Raw genomic sequence first — 16,095 nt, 5'->3', positions numbered from 1 at the left:
CGACAGCAAACAGAAAACAGAACCAAGGCGAAAGCCGATAAAACGAAACGGAGACAAACCACCATGCAAAGACGCAATCTCATTGCCGGCGCCGCCATCGCGGCGGCGGTCCTCGCCCCCCTGGCCGCCCACGCGGCCGACGCCTTTCCCGCCAAGCCCATTACGCTGGTGATTCCCTACCCGCCCGGCGGTCCCACCGACGCCATGGCGCGCACGCTGGCCAACGAGATGTCCACCCACCTGCCGCAGCCGATGATCGTCGAGAACCGCGCCGGCGCCAACGGCAACATCGGCGCGGAATACGTCGCGCGCGCCGCGCCGGACGGCTACACGCTGATGTTCGGCACCTCCGGGCCGCTGGCCATCAACGCCAGCCTGTACCACGGGCTGGGCTACGATCCGGTCAAGAGCTTCGCGCCCGTCATCCACGTCGGCTACCTGCCCAACGTGCTGGTGGTCAATCCCGGCATCCCGGCCAAGACCGTGCCGGAGCTGGTGGCCTGGTCCAAGACCCATCCGGGCGCGCTGTCCTTCGCCTCGTCGGGCAGCGGCGCGTCCTCGCACCTGGCGGGCGTGATGTTCAACAGCGTCGCCGGCACCGACTTCCTGCACGTCCCGTACAAGGGCACCGGCCCGGCGCTCAACGACCTGCTGGGCGGCCACGTGGCCATGAGCTTCACCGACGTGCTCACGGCCAAGCCTTATGTGGAAACCGGCAAGCTGCGCGCCCTGGGCGTCACCACCGCCAGCCCCTCGCGCGCGCTGCCGGGCGTGCCCACCATCGCCGAGCAAGGCTATGCGGGCTACGACGTCAGCGTGTTCTTCGGCGTCGTCGCGCCGGCGGGCACGCCCGCGGACCGCATCGACGCGCTCAATCGCGCCTTCGTGCAGGCGCTGGCCTCGCCCAGGGTCAAGGCCCTGTTCGCCTCGCAGGGGCTGGAGTCCGCGCCGGACAGCAGCCCGCAGGCGCTGGGCGCCTTCATCGCGCGGGAAAAGGCCAAGTGGGCCGACGTGGTCAAGCGCTCCGGCGCGCAAATCAACTGAGGAGCACCGCATGACGCAATCCGGTCCCGGCAGCCTGGCCGGCATCCGTGTCCTGGATCTTTCCCGCATCCTGGGCGGCCCGTATTGCGGGCAGATCCTGGGCGACCATGGCGCCGACGTCCTCAAGATCGAACCGCCCCAGGGCGACGACACCCGCGCCTGGGGGCCGCCCTTCCGCGACGGCGTGGCGTCGTACTATTTCGGCTTGAACCGCAACAAGCGCATCCAGCGCCTGGACTTCTCCACGGACGCCGGCCGCGAGCGGCTGCTGACGCTGATCGCCCAGGCCGACGTGCTGGTGGAAAACTTCAAGATCGGCACGATGGAGCGCTGGGGCCTGGGCTACGAGGCGCTGTCCGAGCGCTTTCCCCGCCTGGTCTGGTGCCGCGTCTCCGGGTTCGGCGCCGACGGCCCGCTGGGCGCCTTGCCCGGCTACGACGCGGCGATCCAGGCCATGAGCGGCATCATGAGCGTCAACGGCGAAGCGGGCGGCGACGCGCTGCGCGTGGGCCTGCCGGTGGTGGACATGGTGACGGGCCTGAACGCCGTCATCGGCGTCCTGCTGGCGCTGCAGGAGCGCCAGCGCAGCGGCCGCGGGCAATTCGTCGAGGCCGCGCTGTACGACAGCGGCATCTCGCTGCTGCATCCGCATGCGGCCAACTGGTTCACGGACGGCCGCACGCCGCGCCGCACGGGCAACGCGCATCCCAACATCTATCCCTACGACACCTTCCGCACGCGCACCGACCCCTTGTTCCTGGCCGTGGGCAACGACCGCCAGTTCGGCATCCTGTGCGCCGTCATCGGCCGCCCCGCGCTGGCCGGCGACCCGCGCTACGCCGACGCGGGCGGCCGGTCGACCCACCGGGCCGAGCTCAAGCAGGCCCTGGAAGCCGCGTTGGCGGATTTCGACGCCGCGGACCTGCTGCAACGCCTGATGGCCGCCAACGTGCCGGCCGCGCCGGTGCTGGACGTGGACGCGGCGCTGACGCATCCGCATACCGCCCATCGCGGCATGGTGGTCGAGATGGAAGGCGGCTACCGCGGCCTGGGCGCGCCGGTGAAGCTCAGCCGCACGCCGGCGACCTACCGCCACGCGCCGCTGGCCGAAGGCCAGGATTTCGCGCCGCTGCCGCCGGAGGAGATCCCCGCGGCGTCCTGAATATCAGCCCGCTGATATCCGGGCGCCAAGTATTGCCGCGCCTTTCCCGCGTCCCTATTCTCATTGCCTGAAAACCGGCACGGCCGCCGCGACGGCGACCGTGCCCAAGGCAACGAGAAGGAAGAGACAATGCTTACGCGGGATCTCGGCGAACGCATCGCGCGCGCCGCCGTCACCGGCACCTCCGCCGCCGCGCGGCTTGCCGCGCTGCCCGGCGTGGTGGACACCATCGCCACGATGATGGCGGGATCGGCCGAGGCGCCGCCGCGGGTCCTGTGCGCGGGCCTGGCCCCGCTGCCGGCGGGCCAGGCCTGGGAATGCGTCAACGGATCGCGCGTCGACGCCGCCAGCGCGGCCCTGGTCAACGGCATGGCGGCACACGTCCTGGACTACGACGACGTGGCGCTGCGCGGCCATCCCAGCGCCGTCATGGCGCCCGCCATCCTGGCGCTGGGACAGGCCCTGGGGCGCAGCGGCCGCGACGCGCTGGACGCCTACGTCGTCGGCTACGAGACCTGGGGCGACCTGGTCGAGCGCGAACGCGGCATGCATCCCATCAAGGGCTGGCATACGACCAGCGTCTTCGGCGCCGTCGGCGCCGCCGCGGCCTGCGCCTGCCTGCTGCGGCTGGACGGCGCGCGCGCGGCGCACGCCATCGGCCTGGGCGCGACGCAGGGCGCCGGCCTGATGGCCAATTTCGGGAGCATGGCGAAGTCATACCAAACGGGCCGGGCGGCGCAGGCCGGCGTCGTCGCCGCGCAACTGGCCGCGGCCGGCATGACGGCCGGCGCGGACGTCCTCGAACACCCGCAAGGCTTCCTGCGCGCCCATTCTCCACAGGGCGACGTGGACACGGCCCGCGCCCCGCGCGCCACGGAAAGCGGCTGGCTGGTGGAGCGCCAGCCGGTCAGCCTCAAGCGCTACCCGACCTGCTATTACACCCATCGCGCGCTGGACGCCCTGCTGGCCCTGCTCGCCCGCACGCCGATACCCGCGCGCGAGGTGGCGGCCGTGCGCGTCCGCATCAGCGAGGAACACGCGACCATCCTGCGCAATCACGCGCCGCGCACCGGGCTGGAGGCGAAGTTCAGCATGGAATTCGCCATGGCCTGCGCGCTGCGGCACGGCAAGGTCGGCCTGGCGGAACTGACCGACGCCTGCGCCGCCGCGCCCGACATGCAGGACCTGATGCGCCGCGTGCGCGTGGAAACCGTCGCCGCCGACTCGGCCGACTGGAACGGCGCCGCCGCGTTCGACGAAGTCATCGTGGAGCGCCATGGCGCGCCTCCCCTGCGCAGCGACCGGGTCGCGCATCCCGCCGGCCACGCCAAGCGGCCGCTGACGCCCTTCGAACTGGACGCGAAGTTCCGCGACTGCCTCGATCACAGTCCTTATGCGGCCGTGGGCGACGCCCTGCTGCGGACCGTGCGCGAGCTGGACGAAACGCCGCTGGACGAACTCTGGCCAACGCGCGCGCACTGACGCGACGCGCGGGCCGCTCGCCCTTGCCGCGGCGCGGGCCGCGCGCCGGCCGTCACGCGCGCCGGCGGATTCCCCGATACCTCCAACGATAAATCCCGCAACGCCGCCGGCCCGCCGAAACCCTTTCCTTCTTTCCGGACCTACACCATGACGCAAAATCCATCCACCTCCGACTCGCCTCTCTCCATGGCGCTGGGCGAGGACTATCCCGACATCCGCGACTCGGTGCGCCGCGTATGCGCCGACTTCCCCGCCGAATACTGGTCCGGCCTGGACGAGCGCGAGGACTACCCCACCGATTTCATCAAGGCGCTGACGGACGCCGGCTTCCTCGCGGCGCTGATTCCCGAGGAATACGGCGGCACCGGGCTGCCCCTGCGGGCGGCCGCCGTGATCATGGAGGAGATCTGCGCCGCCGGCTGCCACGCCGCCGCGGGCCACGCGCAGATGTACATCATGGGCACCGTGCTGCGCCACGGCAGCGAGGCGCAGAAGCGCAAGTACCTGCCCCGCATCGCCGCCGGCGAATTGCGGCTGCAGGCCTTCGGCGTCACCGAACCCACCACCGGCTCGGACACCACGCAGATCAAGACGCGCGCGACCCGGACCGCCGACGGCTACGTGCTGAATGGCCAGAAGGTGTGGACGTCGCGCGCCGAGCATTCCGACCTGATGCTGGTGCTGGCCCGCACCACGCCGGCCAACGAGGTGGCCAAGCGCATCGACGGCATTTCCACCTTCCTCGTCGACATCCGTGCGAGCCTGGGCCGCGGCCTGGAGATCCGTCCCATCAAGGCGATGGTCAACCACCACGCCACGGAAGTCTTCTTCGAGAACCTGGAGATCCCCGCCGATGCGCTGGTGGGCGAGGAAGGCCGGGGCTTTCGCTACATCCTCGACGGCATGAACGCGGAACGCATGATCACCGCCGCCGAGGCGCTGGGTTCGACGCGCTGGTTTCTCCGGACCGCCACGCAATACGCGCGCGACCGCGTGGTGTTCGGCCGTCCCATCGGCGCCAACCAGGGCATCCAGTTCCCGCTGGCGCAGGCCTATATCCAGTCGGAAGCCGCCGACATGCTGATCCGCCGCGCGACCGCCATGTTCGAGGCCGGCCTGCCCTGCGGCGAGCAGGCCAACGTGGCGCGCTACGTGGCGGCGGAGGCGCTGTGGAACGCCGCGGAAGCATGCATGCAGACGCACGGCGGCTTCGGCTTCGCCCGCGAATACCACGTCGAGCGCAAGTGGCGCGAGGCGCGCCTGGCGCGCATCGCGCCGGTGTCCACCAACCTGATCCTGGCCAATATCGCGCAGCACACCCTGGACCTGCCGCGCTCCTACTGAACGGAAACGATATGCCCCCCGACACTTCCACGACCGCCGCATCCGACTATTCCGAATGGATAGGCCGGACGGAAACCCGTGACGACGAAATCGGCCTGACCCTGGCGCGCCGCGCCGCCGTGCTCAGCGACCTCGACCCCCAGGCCTACCGGCGCGGTTCGGCCATTCCGCCGCACTGGTATTCGATCTTCTTCACGCCCAACGTCCCGGCCGCGCGCATCGGCCACGACGGCCATCCCGCGAAAGGCGATTTCCTTCCGCCCATCGCCTTGCCGCGCCGCATGTTCGTCGGCCGCGAAGTCGTGTTCCTGCATCCCTTGCGCATCGGCGCGGAGGCGGTGAAGACCTCCCGCATCAGCGCGATCACGCCCAAGACCGGCCGCTCGGGACCGCTGGTGTTCGTGCAGGTCACGCATACGATCAGCGTCGACGGGCAGGACGCCGTCATCGAGAAGCAGAACGTGGTCTATCGCGAAGCGCCATCCTCAGACGGCGCTTCCGCGGCCGTCTCCTCCACGGATGCCGGCCTGCCGCCGGCCGCGTGGCGGGAACAGCGCCTGATCGATCCCGTGCTGCTGTTCCGCTACAGCGCGCTGACGTGGAACAGCCATCGCATCCACTACGACGCCGACTATGCCCGTGAAAAGGAAGGCTACCGGGGCTGCGTCATGAACGGCGCCCTGACGCTGCATCTGCTGGTGGATGCCGCCCTGCGCCGCATGGGCGGCGCGCCGCTGCGCCGGCTGGAGGCGCGTCTGTCCAGCCCCCTCTTCCTTGGCGACACGATGACGCTGGAAGGCGCCGGGCCGGCCAGGGACGGGGACGCCGGCCTGGACATCGTCCAGGCCCGCGCCCTCGATCCGCGGGGCCGCCCGAGCGCCCAGGTCACGCTGGGTTTCGCGTCCGCCGGGGAGGCCGACCATGCCGCACGCTGAACTGCCGTTCTGGCGCTCGCTGCTGTTCTGCCCCGCCAACGCCCCCCGCTTCGTCGCCAAGGCCCATGAACGCGGCGCCGACGCCATCATCCTGGACCTGGAGGACGCCGTCGCGGTCGCCGAGAAGGCCGCCGCGCGGCAAGGCGTCGCGCAGGCCGCCGCCCAGGCGGGCGCCGGCGGCGCCGACGTGCTGGTCCGCATCAATCGCGAACTGGACCTGGCGGTCGCCGACATCCATGCCGCCGTCGGTCCCGCCGTCGACGGCCTGGTCGTGCCCAAGGTGCTGGGCCCCGAGCAACTGCAACTGATCGCCGAGGTGATCGACGCGCGCGAGGCCGAGCGCGGCCTGCCGCGCGGCCACACGCGCCTGGTCGCGCTGGTCGAAAGCGCGGCGGGCGTCACCCGGCTGGACGCCATCGCCCGCGCGCATCCGCGCCTGGTCGGCATGGCGGTGGGCGGCGAGGACCTGGCCACCGACCTGGACGCCGAGCCGTCCGCCGACACGCTGTACGTCGCCAAGATGATGGGCGTGCACGCCGCCCGCGCGGCGGGCATCCTGCCGCTGGGCGTGCTGGCCAGCGTGGCCGGCACGCATGACGACGACGCCTACCGCCAGATGGTGTTGCGCTCGCGCCGGCTGGGCTTCGCCGCCGCCACCTGCGTGCATCCCCGCCAGGTGGCGGTATTGAACGAAGCCTTCAGCCCGGGCGCGGCGCAGCTCGAACGCGCCCGCGCCGTGGTCGCGGCCTACGAGGAGGCGGTGGCGCGCGGCGCCGGCGCCGTGGCGCATGAAGGCGAAATGATAGACCGGCCGGTGGCGCTGCGCGCCATGCGCCTGCTCCAGCGCGCCGCCGCCGCGGCGCACCCCGACAAGGAATCCTGATATGTCCAGCGCGCACCCCTTGCGGGGATACGTCGTCGTCGAACTCGGCCACAGCGTGGCGGCGCCCTATACGGGCCTGATCCTGGCCGAGATGGGCGCCGAGGTCATCAAGGTCGAGAACCCCGACGGCGGCGACGCCGCGCGCGGCTGGGGGCCGCCCTTCGTCAACGGCGCCGGCCCCCACTTCAGCGCGTTCAACCGCAACAAGGCCAGCCTGGCGGTGAACCTCGCCGACGCCGCGCAGCGCGACGCCCTGGTCGCCCTCATCCTGGCGCGCGCCGACGCGGTGGTCTGCAACCTGCGCGCGGGCGCCGCCGCCAAGCTGGGCGTGGACGCGGCCCGCCTGCGGGCGCTGAAGCCGGCGCTGGTGTACTGCGACCTGGGCGCCTTCGGCAGCGGCGGCCCGTTGTCGCACAAGCCGGGCTACGACCCCTTGATGCAGGCCTATTGCGGCCTCATGAGCGTCACCGGCGAAAGCGCCGAGCGGCCCCCCGTGCGGGTGGGCGTTTCCATGGTGGACATGGGCGCGGGCATGTGGTCGGCCCTCGGCATCCTCGCCGCCCTGCTGGAGCGCAAGGACACCGGCGTGGGCGGACACATCGAGACCTCCCTGTTCGAGACGGCCCTGGCGTGGGTCGCCACGCCCATGGCCCGCCACGCCATGGGCGGCGGCCCGCAGAAACCCCAGGGCTCCGGCGCCGCCGGCATCGTGCCCTACCAGGCCTTCCGCACCCGCACCGGCTGGCTGGTCATCGGCGCGGGCAACGACCGCCTGTACGCGCAACTGTGCCGCGTCATGGGCCGCCCCGACCTGGCCGAGGATCCCCGCTACCTGCGCAACGGCGACCGGGTGGTCAACCAGCAGACCCTGCTGCCCGTCATCGAGGCCTACGCCGCGCGATACGACAGCGACGCCTTGTCCCGCATCCTGGACGAGGCCGGCATCCCCAACGCCCCCGTCCAGACCATCGCCCAACTGGCCGAAGACGAACACGCCCGCCGGTTGGGTATGATCCAGGAAAAAGACGGTCAGCGAACCGTCGGACTGCCGATCCGCTTCGATGGCCTGCGCCCGCCGCTGCGCGCCGCCTCCCCCGCGCTCGGCGAGGCCAACGCGCGGCTGCTTGGAGACGACCACGATGCAAGGCGCGGATGACCCGCCGGCCACTGCCTACCTTCCCAACGATCCCTACGGCAAGTCCGTGGGGGCCGTGCACCGCGGCCTGGAGATCCTGGAACTCTTCGCGGTCGAGCAGACGCCGCTGACGGTCAACGACATTTCCCGCAAGCTGGGGTATCCGCAATCCAGCACCTCGGTGCTGCTGCACGGACTGCACAACCTCGGCTACCTGCTGCACGACCGCCGCGCCCGCACCTTCTATCCCAGCGTGCGGGTGGCCTTCCTCGGCCTCTGGATGCATCATCGCCTGTTCAACGAAGGCAGCCTGCTGCAGTTGATGGAGACGCTGGCGCAGGCCACCGGCCACGTGGTGCTGCTGGCGATCCAGAACGGCCTGTACGCCCAGTACATGCACATCGTCTCCGCGCGTCCGTCGCGGGTCGGCCTGAAGCCCGGGCTGATGCGCCCGATCTGCCGCGCCGCGGTGGGCAAGGTCCTGCTGAGCCTGCGCGACGACGACGAGATCCTGCGCATCGCGCGCAACGCCAACGCCATAGACAGCGAGATCGCCGCGCCGCTGGACCTCGACGCCCTGATGGCGGAAATCCGCGCCTGCCGCCAAAGCGGCTTCGCGTACAGCCGCGAAGCGGTCACCGCCGGGTCGTCGGTCGTCGCCACGCGTTTGCCGATCGACGTCGCGAGCTCGCCCCTGGCCATCGGCATCGGCGTGCACGCGCATGAATTCGAAGCCTCGCGCGAGCGGATGGAGACCATCCTGCGCGAGGAATTGCGCCGGCATTTCGGCGCCCCCGCGACGGCCGCGCAGGACCGTCCGGCGGGCGCCCCGCCTGCCCCCGGACGCTATGCCGTGGGGAAGACCGGCTGAGCCTCCACGTCCACGCTATTGCAGTTTGAGCCCGGCCGCCTGCACCAGTTGGCCCCACTTGGCGTTTTCGTCCTTGATGATCTGCGTGAACGCCTCGGGCGTGCGCTGCCTGGGCTCCAATCCCTGGTTGGCGAAGTACTGATTCAGGTCGGCCGACACCAGCGCCTGGTTGACCTGCTCGTTCAGCTTCTTCACCACCGCCGGGTCCGTGCCCTTGGGCGCCAGGATGCCGTTCCAGCCGACGGCCACGCAGCCCGGCACGGTTTCCACCATGGTGGGAATGTCGGGCAGGGAGGACAGGCGGTCCTGGTTGAAGATGCCCAAGGCCCGCAGTTCGCCGCCCTTGATCATGGCCAGGGCCGACTCCAGGCTGACGATGGCCACGTCGACGTGATGGCCCATCAGGTCGTTCAGGGCGGGCATGCTGCCCTTGTAGGGCACGTGCAGCATCTTCACGCTCGCCTTGGATTCGAACAGGATGCCGCCCAGGTGCGCCGCGCTGCCCAGTCCGTACGACGCGAAGGACACCTGGCCGGGCTTGGCCTTGGCCTTGTCGATGACGTCCTGCACCCGGTGGAAAGGCGAGTCCTTGGTGGTGACCATCACCAGGGGAATCTCGGACAGCAGCGCCACGGGGCTGAAGCTGGTCGCGGGGTCGTAGCTGACCTTGTAGAGATGGGGATTGATCGTGAACGAGCTCGAGGCGTACAGCAGCGTATTGCCGTCCGGCTTTTGCGTGGACACGTAGTCGGTCGCCAGGATGGTGTTGGCGCCCGGCTTGTTCTCCACCACGATGTTGCGATCGCCGCGCTTGTTCATGCTGGTGGCGACCAGGCGTCCCAGCGTGTCGGCGCCGCCGCCGGGCGTATACGGCATGATCATGCGGATGGGGCCGTTCTCCTGCGCCATGCCGGGCAGCGGCGCGCACAAGGCGCCCGCCAGCAGACCCGCCACCCATACTCTTCTCGCCATTTCCACGGTTGTCTCCTGTTATCGGAATGGCGTAAGTATTGGAATCGGCTCCTTCACGGTCAATACAGGGCGCGACGATATCAGCGGCCTGATATCTGCGGCGCGGCGCGGGCCGGCCGCAACCTTTCAATCCCCCCGCGGATCGGCCCGGCAGCCGAAATCCCGCGCCAGCGCGCGCGCCGCGTTGGCGAACAGCAGGACGTCCACTCCCGTGGCGACGAAGGTGCAGCCCAGGTCCAGGTAGCGCCGCGCCAGGGCCGGGTCGGAGGTCAGGGTGCCGGCAGCCTTCCCCGACGCGACGATGGTGCGCATGGCCTGCTCGATCGCGGCCTGCACCTCCGGGTGCGCGGGATTGCCGCGATGTCCCATGGACGCGGCCAGGTCGGCCGGGCCGATGAAGACGCCGTCCACGCCGTCCGTCTCGCACAGCGCTTGCAGGTTGCCCAGGGCCGTGACGCTCTCGGCCTGCACCAGCAGGCAGATCTCGTCGTCGGCCACGCCCAGGTAATCCGTGCGCTGGCTCCAGCGCGACGCCCGCCCCACGGCGCTGCCCACGCCGCGCACGCCATGCGGCGGGTAGCGCGTCGCAGCGACCAGGGCGCGGGCCTGCTCGGCGGTGTCCACCATCGGAATCAGCAGCGTGCGCGCGCCGATGTCCAGCAGACGCTTGATCCCCGCCGTGTCGCCGTCGGCGGCCCGCACGACCGCCTGCGAGGAATAGGGCGCGATCGCCTGCAAGGCGTACAGCGTGCTGCGCAAGTCGTTGGGCGCGTGCTCGCCGTCGATCAGCAGCCAATGGAAGCCCGCGGTGGCCGCGACCTCGGCGAGATAGGAATCGGCCATGGACAGCCACAGGCCGATGCGCGGCGTCCCCGACGCCAGCGCGGATTTGAAAGGATTCAGAGCGGGCATGGCATGGTCTCCAGAGAAAAATATGCGGTCGTCAACTGACGATGCCCAGGTGCCAGGGCACGAACTCATTGTCGCCCAGGCCCAGGATCTCGCTCTTGGTGGGCCGGCCCGAGGCGGCCTGGAGGATCTCGCCGAAAATCACCTGCCCCATCTCCGCCACGCTCAGTTCGCCGTCCAGGACGCGCCCGCAATTGATGTCCATGTCCTCCTCCAGCCGGCGGTACATGGGCGTGTTGCTGGCCAGCTTCAGGGTCGGCGCGGGCTTGGAGCCGAACATCGACCCGCGGCCCGTGGTGAAGCAGATCAGGTTGGCGCCGCTGGCGATCTGCCCCGTCACCGCGACGGGGTCGTAGCCGGGCGAGTCCATGAACACCAGGCCGGCCTGCTCGATCGGCTCCGCGTACTCGTACACCGCCTGCAAGGGCGTGCTGCCGCCCTTCATCGCCGACCCCAGCGATTTCTCGAAGATGTTGGCCAGGCCGCCCTGCTGGTTGCCGTGCCCCACCTTGCCGTTGAACTGCGCGTTCTGCCCGGCCGCGTAGCGCTCCCACCAGGCCAGCCGCGCCAGCAATTTCTCGCCCACCTCGCGGCTGACCGCGCGCCGCGTCAGCAGGTACTCCACGCCGTGGATCTCAGGGGTCTCCGACAGGATGGCGGTACCGCCATGCCGCACCAGGATGTCCATGGCCGCGCCCAGCGCGGGGTTGGCGGTGATGCCGGAGAAACCGTCCGAACCGCCGCACTCCAGGCCGATTTTCAAGTGCCGAGCCGAGACCGCGACACGGCGGCAGGCGTTCGCGGCCGGCAGCATCTCGCGCACCGCCGCGATGCCGGCGGCGATGGTGGCGCGCGTGCCGCCCGTGTCCTGCATCACCAGCGTGCGCACGCGCGGATCTTGCGCCAGGCCCTGCGAATCGACCAGCGCGTCGACCTGGTTGCGCTCGCAGCCCAGGCCGACGATCAGCACGCCCGCCAGGTTGGGATGCCGCGCATAGCCCGCCAGGGTGCGGCGCAGCACGTCGAAATGCTCGCTCGGCGAGGACATGCCACAGCCGCTCGTCTGCGCGAAGGCCGCCACGCCGTCGACATTCGGATACGCCGCCAGCCGTTCGGCGTCGAAGTGCGCAGCGATATTCCGGATGACGGTCGCCGAACAGTTCACCGAGGACAGGATGCCGATGAAATTGCGCGTGCCCACGCGGCCGTCGGGCCTGACGTAGCCCATGAAGCGGGCCTGCTCGGCTTCCGGCAGGCAGTCGACCGGCACGGCGTCCCGGCAGAAGCCGGGGTCGCGCTGGAAGTCCGCCAGTTCGACGTTGTGCGTGTGCACGTGGTCACCCGCCTCGATGTCGCGGCCGGCCACGCCGATGACCACGTCGTACTTGCGCACCGCCTCGCCGCGCGCGATCCGCCGCGCGGCGATCTTGTGCCCGGCGGGCACCTGCGCGCGCACGCGCAGGCCGTGCTCGGCGATGACCTGGCCCAGGGCCAGGCCGTCGCGCGCGATCAACACATTGTCTTCGGGGTGCAGCCGGATCAGCGGGGAAAACGTCACGGGTTCAACCTTGTTGCAACAGAGCCTTCAGTTTCAGGCGGGCGATCAACTGCGTTTCCTGGTCGTAGACCTGGGACACATAGCGCTGGTAGTCGGGGCCATCCAGATACATGATGGGCGCGTCGATGGTGTCGGTGATCTTCCTGAAGTCATCGCTGGCGACCGCCTGCCGGAAGGCGTCGCGCAGGATTTTGTCCACGGCCGGGTCCAGGCCCTTGGGCGCGCCCACGCCGTTGGGCGCGTCGACCACCACGTCGTAGCCCAGGTCTTTCAGCGTGGGGCTGTCGCGGAAACGCGGCGGCCGCCGCTCGCCCCACGTCGCCAGCAGGCGCAGATTGCCGGCCTGCACCTGCGGCGCCCACGAACTGGAGTCGGCCAGCAGGTCGATCTGCCCGCCCAGCAGGTCCTGCAACGCCGGCGCCCCGCCCTTGTAGGCGATGGCGTTGAGCTTGATGCCGGCGGCGATGGCGAACTGCTCCATGCCCACGTGGGTGGCGCCGCCCACGCCCGCGTGCCCGTAGGACACGAGGCCGGGGTTGCGCTTGGCGTACGCCACCATGTCCGCCAGCGTCTTGAAGCGCGAATTGGCTTTCACCACGATGCCGAAGGTCTGCCCGGACGTGCGCGCGATGTAGGTGAAGTCGGTGCGCGGGTCGGCGGACAGCATGTTCAGTTGCGCGAACCGGGTGACGGAGATGGGGATCTGCCCGATGGTGTAGCCGTCCGGCTTGGCGGCGGCGATGGCCTTGGCGCCTATCATCCCCGACGCGCCCGCGCGGTTCTCGACCACGATGGTCTGGTTCAGCGCCTTGCCCGCGGCCTGGCACAGCACGCGCATGGACTGGTCGGCGGTGCCGCCCACCGCCCACGGACAGATGAACGTGATGGGCCGGTCCGGGAAACCCGCCGCGCGGGCGGCGCGCGGCAGCAGCGCCGACGCGGCCATGGCCGCGCTGCCCAGCAATAGCGTTCTACGCAGCGGCGATGCCGCGGAATGTTTTTTCATGGTCTCCTCGCTCTGTTTTTCTACCGCGCCCTCGGGCCGCCGGACAGGCGGCGGCCCGAGGGCGGCGGTGCTGTCGGCCCGGATCGAACGCCCGGGCGTGCCCGCATTGTGGCCGCCCTTGCCATAACCCTCCATTCGAATATCGGCATTGCTACATAACGTCCCGGTTAAGTACACTCGCGGCCATGGCTCAACTGGATCGCGTGCTGCGCAGCAATATCAAGCTGCGCCATCTGCAACTGCTGGTGGCGCTGGACCAGTTCCGCCATCTGGGACGCACGTCCGAATTCCTCTCCGTCAGCCAACCGGCCGTGTCTCGCATGCTGACGGAAATCGAAGCCATGCTGGGACAGACGTTGTTCACGCGATCCACGCGCGGCACCGAGCCGACGGCGGCGGGAGTCGCCATGGTGCGCTTCGCCCGTTCGGTGCTGGCCCAGTACGAGCGCACGCGCGACGAGATCGGCGCGCAGGAAAGCGGCGCCGCCGGCCGCGTCCGCATCGGCGTCATGGGCGTGGCGCTGTCGCCGCTGCTGGCCGACGCCGTCGATGCCTTGAAGAAGCAGTCCGCGCGCGCCACGGTGCTGGTCGAGACGGGCGACCTGACGGGACTGTTGCCCAAGCTGCGCCTGGGCGAGATCGACCTGTTCCTGGGCCGCCTGGAGCCGGGCTATGCCGCGCCCGACCTGACGACCGAAGCGCTCTATGCGGAGCCCATGGCGGCGGTCGTCGCGCCGGACCATCCCCTGGCGCGGCGGCGCAAGCCGGGCTGGGCCGACATCGCGGCGCTGCCCTGCGTCATGCCGCCGCCGTGGGCCTCGCTGCGTGTGAAGCTGGAACAGCAGTTCCACCGCCACGGCGTGCAGCCGCCCGGCGATGTGATCGAGTCGTCGTCCTACCAGGCCACGGTGCTCTTCGTGCAGCGCCGCGCGGGGGTCGGCTTCCTGGCGTCCAGCGCGGCCAGGGAGTACGAGCGGGCGGGCGCGCTGCGCGTGCTGCCCCTGCCCGTGGAGCTGGACCTGCCCAGCGTCGGCATCATCGCCATGCGCAACGTCGCGCCGACCGCGATCGCGCTGCGGATGATCGAATGCCTGCGGCGCGCCGCATTCAATGCGCCGCTGACGCGTCCGCCCCGCCGCCGCCCTTGGCCGGCCGCGTGATCCAGATCAGAGGGATGATCATCAGGAAGATGAGGGCCGACACGAAGAAGATGTCGTCCAGCCCCATCATCGCCGCCTGCGCGTTGACCGTGGAATCGAACAGGTGGTTCGCGGCGTTGGTGTCCAGGTGCAGCAGCGAGCGCATCAAGTCGATCTGGTGGGAAAACACCGGATTGTCCGCGTTGGCCGCCTCGGTCAGCCGCTCGTGGTGCAGGACGGTGCGGTTGTTCCACACCGTGCCCGCGATGGAGGTGCCGACGGCGCCGCAGAACACGCGCACGAAGTTCGACAGGCCCGCCGCGGCGGGTATGCGCTGCGGTGGCTGGCCGGACAGGATGATGGCCGTCAAGGGAATGAAGAACAGCGCCATCGGGATGCCTTGCAGCAAGGTGGGCAGCACCAGGTGCCAGGTATCGATATCCAGCACGTAGTCGGCCCGCATGTAGAACACGCCCGCGAAGGTGAGGAAGGCCACCGTGGCGATGATGCGCGCATCCGACCTGGGCAGCAGCTTGCCCACCACCGGCGACAGGATGAGCGCGAAGATGCCCAGCGGCGCCATCACCATGCCGGCGTCGACCGAGCGGTAGTTCAGGTATTCCTGCATCCACTGCGGCAGCAGGACCAGGTTGCCGAAGAACACGCCATAGGCGATGGAGATGGCGACCGTGCCGCCCAGGAAGTTGCGCTGCCCGAACAGGCGCAGGTCGACGATGGGATGTTCCTCCGTCAGCTCCCAGATCACGAAGAGGACGAAGCTGACGAAGGCCGTGACGGCCAGCCCGACGATGAGTCCGGAATTGAACCAGTCCAGGTCGCGTCCCTTGTCCAGCATGATCTGCAAGGCGCCGACCCAGGTGACGAGCAGGAACAGGCCCACCAGGTCGATGGGCAATTTGCGCGTGGGCGATTCGCGATGGCGGTAGATGCTCCAGCTCACCAGCGCCGCGAAGATGCCGACCGGGATGTTGATGTAGAAGATCCACGACCAGCTATAGCGGTCCGTGATCCAGCCCCCCAGCGAAGGCCCCGCGATGGGCCCGACGGTCGCCGTCATGGCCCAGAGCGCCAGCGCCATCGAGCTTTTCTCCTTGGGATAGGAGCCCAGGAGAATCGCCTGCGACATGGGAATCAGCGGTCCCGCGACCACGCCTTGCAGCACGCGCGCGAACAGCAGCACGGGCAGGTTGGGCGCGATGCCGCACAGGAAGGAGGCCAGCGTGAACAGGGCGACCGCGCCGACGAACAGCTTGATCTGCCCCAGCCGCTGCGTCAGCCAGCCGGTCAGCGGGATCGACACGGCGTTGGCGGCCGCGAACACGGTGATCACCCACGTGCCTTCGTCCACGGAAACGCCGAGATTTCCCGAGATGGTGGGAATCGCCACGTTGGCGATCGACGTATCCAGCACGTTCATGAAAGTCGCCAGCGCCACCGCGAAGGTGGCGAGCACGAGTTGCCCGCCGTGCAGGGGCGGGTAGGAAGGGGGTTGTTGGGCAGCCATGGATTCGGATAGGGAGCGGCCGCGGCATTGCGGCGCAGCAATTGCCATAGCGTCGCATGAATAGCTGAATATGGCCTGACCGGCCCCACGGCGGGCAGGGGGAATGCCCCCCATACGCCCCCGTTTTCCA

The 16,095-nt window shown here is 69.9% G+C and carries 14 protein-coding genes; 9 read left to right on the top strand and 5 right to left on the bottom strand.

Annotated elements, in window-relative coordinates; genetic code table 11:
* The first annotated feature begins 63 nt into the window (after positions 1-63).
* From CAL29_RS03705 to CAL29_RS03670, 8 genes are all read left to right on the top strand, one after another.
* A complete protein-coding gene (locus tag CAL29_RS03705) occupies positions 64-1,044 on the top strand; it encodes a Bug family tripartite tricarboxylate transporter substrate binding protein (protein ID WP_094851627.1) in 981 nt (326 codons plus the stop codon).
* Between the two features lie 10 nt (positions 1,045-1,054).
* Positions 1,055-2,206, top strand: a complete 1,152-nt coding sequence (locus tag CAL29_RS03700) for a CaiB/BaiF CoA transferase family protein (RefSeq protein WP_094851626.1) — start codon at positions 1,055-1,057, stop codon at positions 2,204-2,206.
* A gap of 129 nt (positions 2,207-2,335) precedes the next feature.
* The gene (locus CAL29_RS03695) at positions 2,336-3,688 is read left to right on the top strand and encodes an MmgE/PrpD family protein (protein ID WP_094851625.1); all 1,353 of its coding nucleotides are present in this window, start codon (positions 2,336-2,338) and stop codon (positions 3,686-3,688) included.
* Positions 3,689-3,835: 147 nt separating this feature from the next.
* On the top strand, positions 3,836-5,032 hold the full coding sequence (locus CAL29_RS03690; RefSeq protein WP_094851624.1) for an acyl-CoA dehydrogenase family protein: 1,197 nt from the start codon (positions 3,836-3,838) through the stop codon (positions 5,030-5,032).
* Positions 5,033-5,043: 11 nt separating this feature from the next.
* Complete coding sequence (locus CAL29_RS03685) at positions 5,044-5,967, top strand: MaoC family dehydratase N-terminal domain-containing protein (protein WP_094851623.1); 924 nt, start codon at positions 5,044-5,046, stop codon at positions 5,965-5,967.
* The gene (locus tag CAL29_RS03680; RefSeq protein WP_094851622.1) at positions 5,954-6,850 is read left to right on the top strand and encodes an HpcH/HpaI aldolase/citrate lyase family protein; all 897 of its coding nucleotides are present in this window, start codon (positions 5,954-5,956) and stop codon (positions 6,848-6,850) included. Before CAL29_RS03685 ends, CAL29_RS03680 begins: the two co-directional genes overlap by 14 nt.
* 1 nt (position 6,851) lies before the next feature.
* The gene (locus CAL29_RS03675) at positions 6,852-8,006 is read left to right on the top strand and encodes a CaiB/BaiF CoA transferase family protein (protein ID WP_094851621.1); all 1,155 of its coding nucleotides are present in this window, start codon (positions 6,852-6,854) and stop codon (positions 8,004-8,006) included.
* Positions 7,990-8,856 carry an IclR family transcriptional regulator gene (locus tag CAL29_RS03670; RefSeq protein ID WP_179283892.1) on the top strand — a complete coding sequence of 289 codons (867 nt, stop codon included), beginning with the start codon at positions 7,990-7,992 and terminating at the stop codon, positions 8,854-8,856. The genes CAL29_RS03675 and CAL29_RS03670 overlap by 17 nt, the downstream gene beginning before the upstream one ends.
* Positions 8,857-8,871: 15 nt before the next feature.
* On the opposite strand, the gene CAL29_RS03665 is transcribed toward CAL29_RS03670, so the two are convergent.
* The 4 genes from CAL29_RS03665 to CAL29_RS03650 form a co-directional block, all read right to left on the bottom strand.
* Entirely contained in the window at positions 8,872-9,828 is a 957-nt protein-coding gene (locus CAL29_RS03665; RefSeq protein WP_094851619.1) for a Bug family tripartite tricarboxylate transporter substrate binding protein, read from the bottom strand.
* A gap of 126 nt (positions 9,829-9,954) precedes the next feature.
* The gene (gene hpaI / locus CAL29_RS03660; RefSeq protein ID WP_094851618.1) at positions 9,955-10,740 is read right to left on the bottom strand and encodes a 4-hydroxy-2-oxoheptanedioate aldolase; all 786 of its coding nucleotides are present in this window, start codon (positions 10,738-10,740) and stop codon (positions 9,955-9,957) included.
* Positions 10,741-10,771: 31 nt separating this feature from the next.
* A complete protein-coding gene (locus CAL29_RS03655) occupies positions 10,772-12,295 on the bottom strand; it encodes a UxaA family hydrolase (RefSeq protein ID WP_094851617.1) in 1,524 nt (507 codons plus the stop codon).
* A gap of 4 nt (positions 12,296-12,299) precedes the next feature.
* Complete coding sequence (locus CAL29_RS03650; protein ID WP_094852685.1) at positions 12,300-13,301, bottom strand: tripartite tricarboxylate transporter substrate binding protein; 1,002 nt, start codon at positions 13,299-13,301, stop codon at positions 12,300-12,302.
* Between the two features lie 185 nt (positions 13,302-13,486).
* Between CAL29_RS03650 and CAL29_RS03645 the strand changes: the two genes are divergently transcribed.
* Positions 13,487-14,461 carry a LysR substrate-binding domain-containing protein gene (locus CAL29_RS03645; protein ID WP_094851616.1) on the top strand — a complete coding sequence of 325 codons (975 nt, stop codon included), beginning with the start codon at positions 13,487-13,489 and terminating at the stop codon, positions 14,459-14,461.
* Here the strand turns inward: CAL29_RS03645 and CAL29_RS03640 are convergent.
* The gene (locus CAL29_RS03640) at positions 14,409-15,965 is read right to left on the bottom strand and encodes a DHA2 family efflux MFS transporter permease subunit (protein WP_094851615.1); all 1,557 of its coding nucleotides are present in this window, start codon (positions 15,963-15,965) and stop codon (positions 14,409-14,411) included. The two genes, CAL29_RS03645 and CAL29_RS03640, sit on opposite strands and share 53 nt — an antisense overlap.
* Positions 15,966-16,095: the final 130 nt, after the last annotated feature.

Origin of the sequence: Bordetella genomosp. 10 (assembly GCF_002261225.1) — a bacterium.
GTDB lineage: Bacteria > Pseudomonadota > Gammaproteobacteria > Burkholderiales > Burkholderiaceae_B > Bordetella_C.
This window is presented reverse-complemented; position numbering and strand designations above follow the sequence as displayed.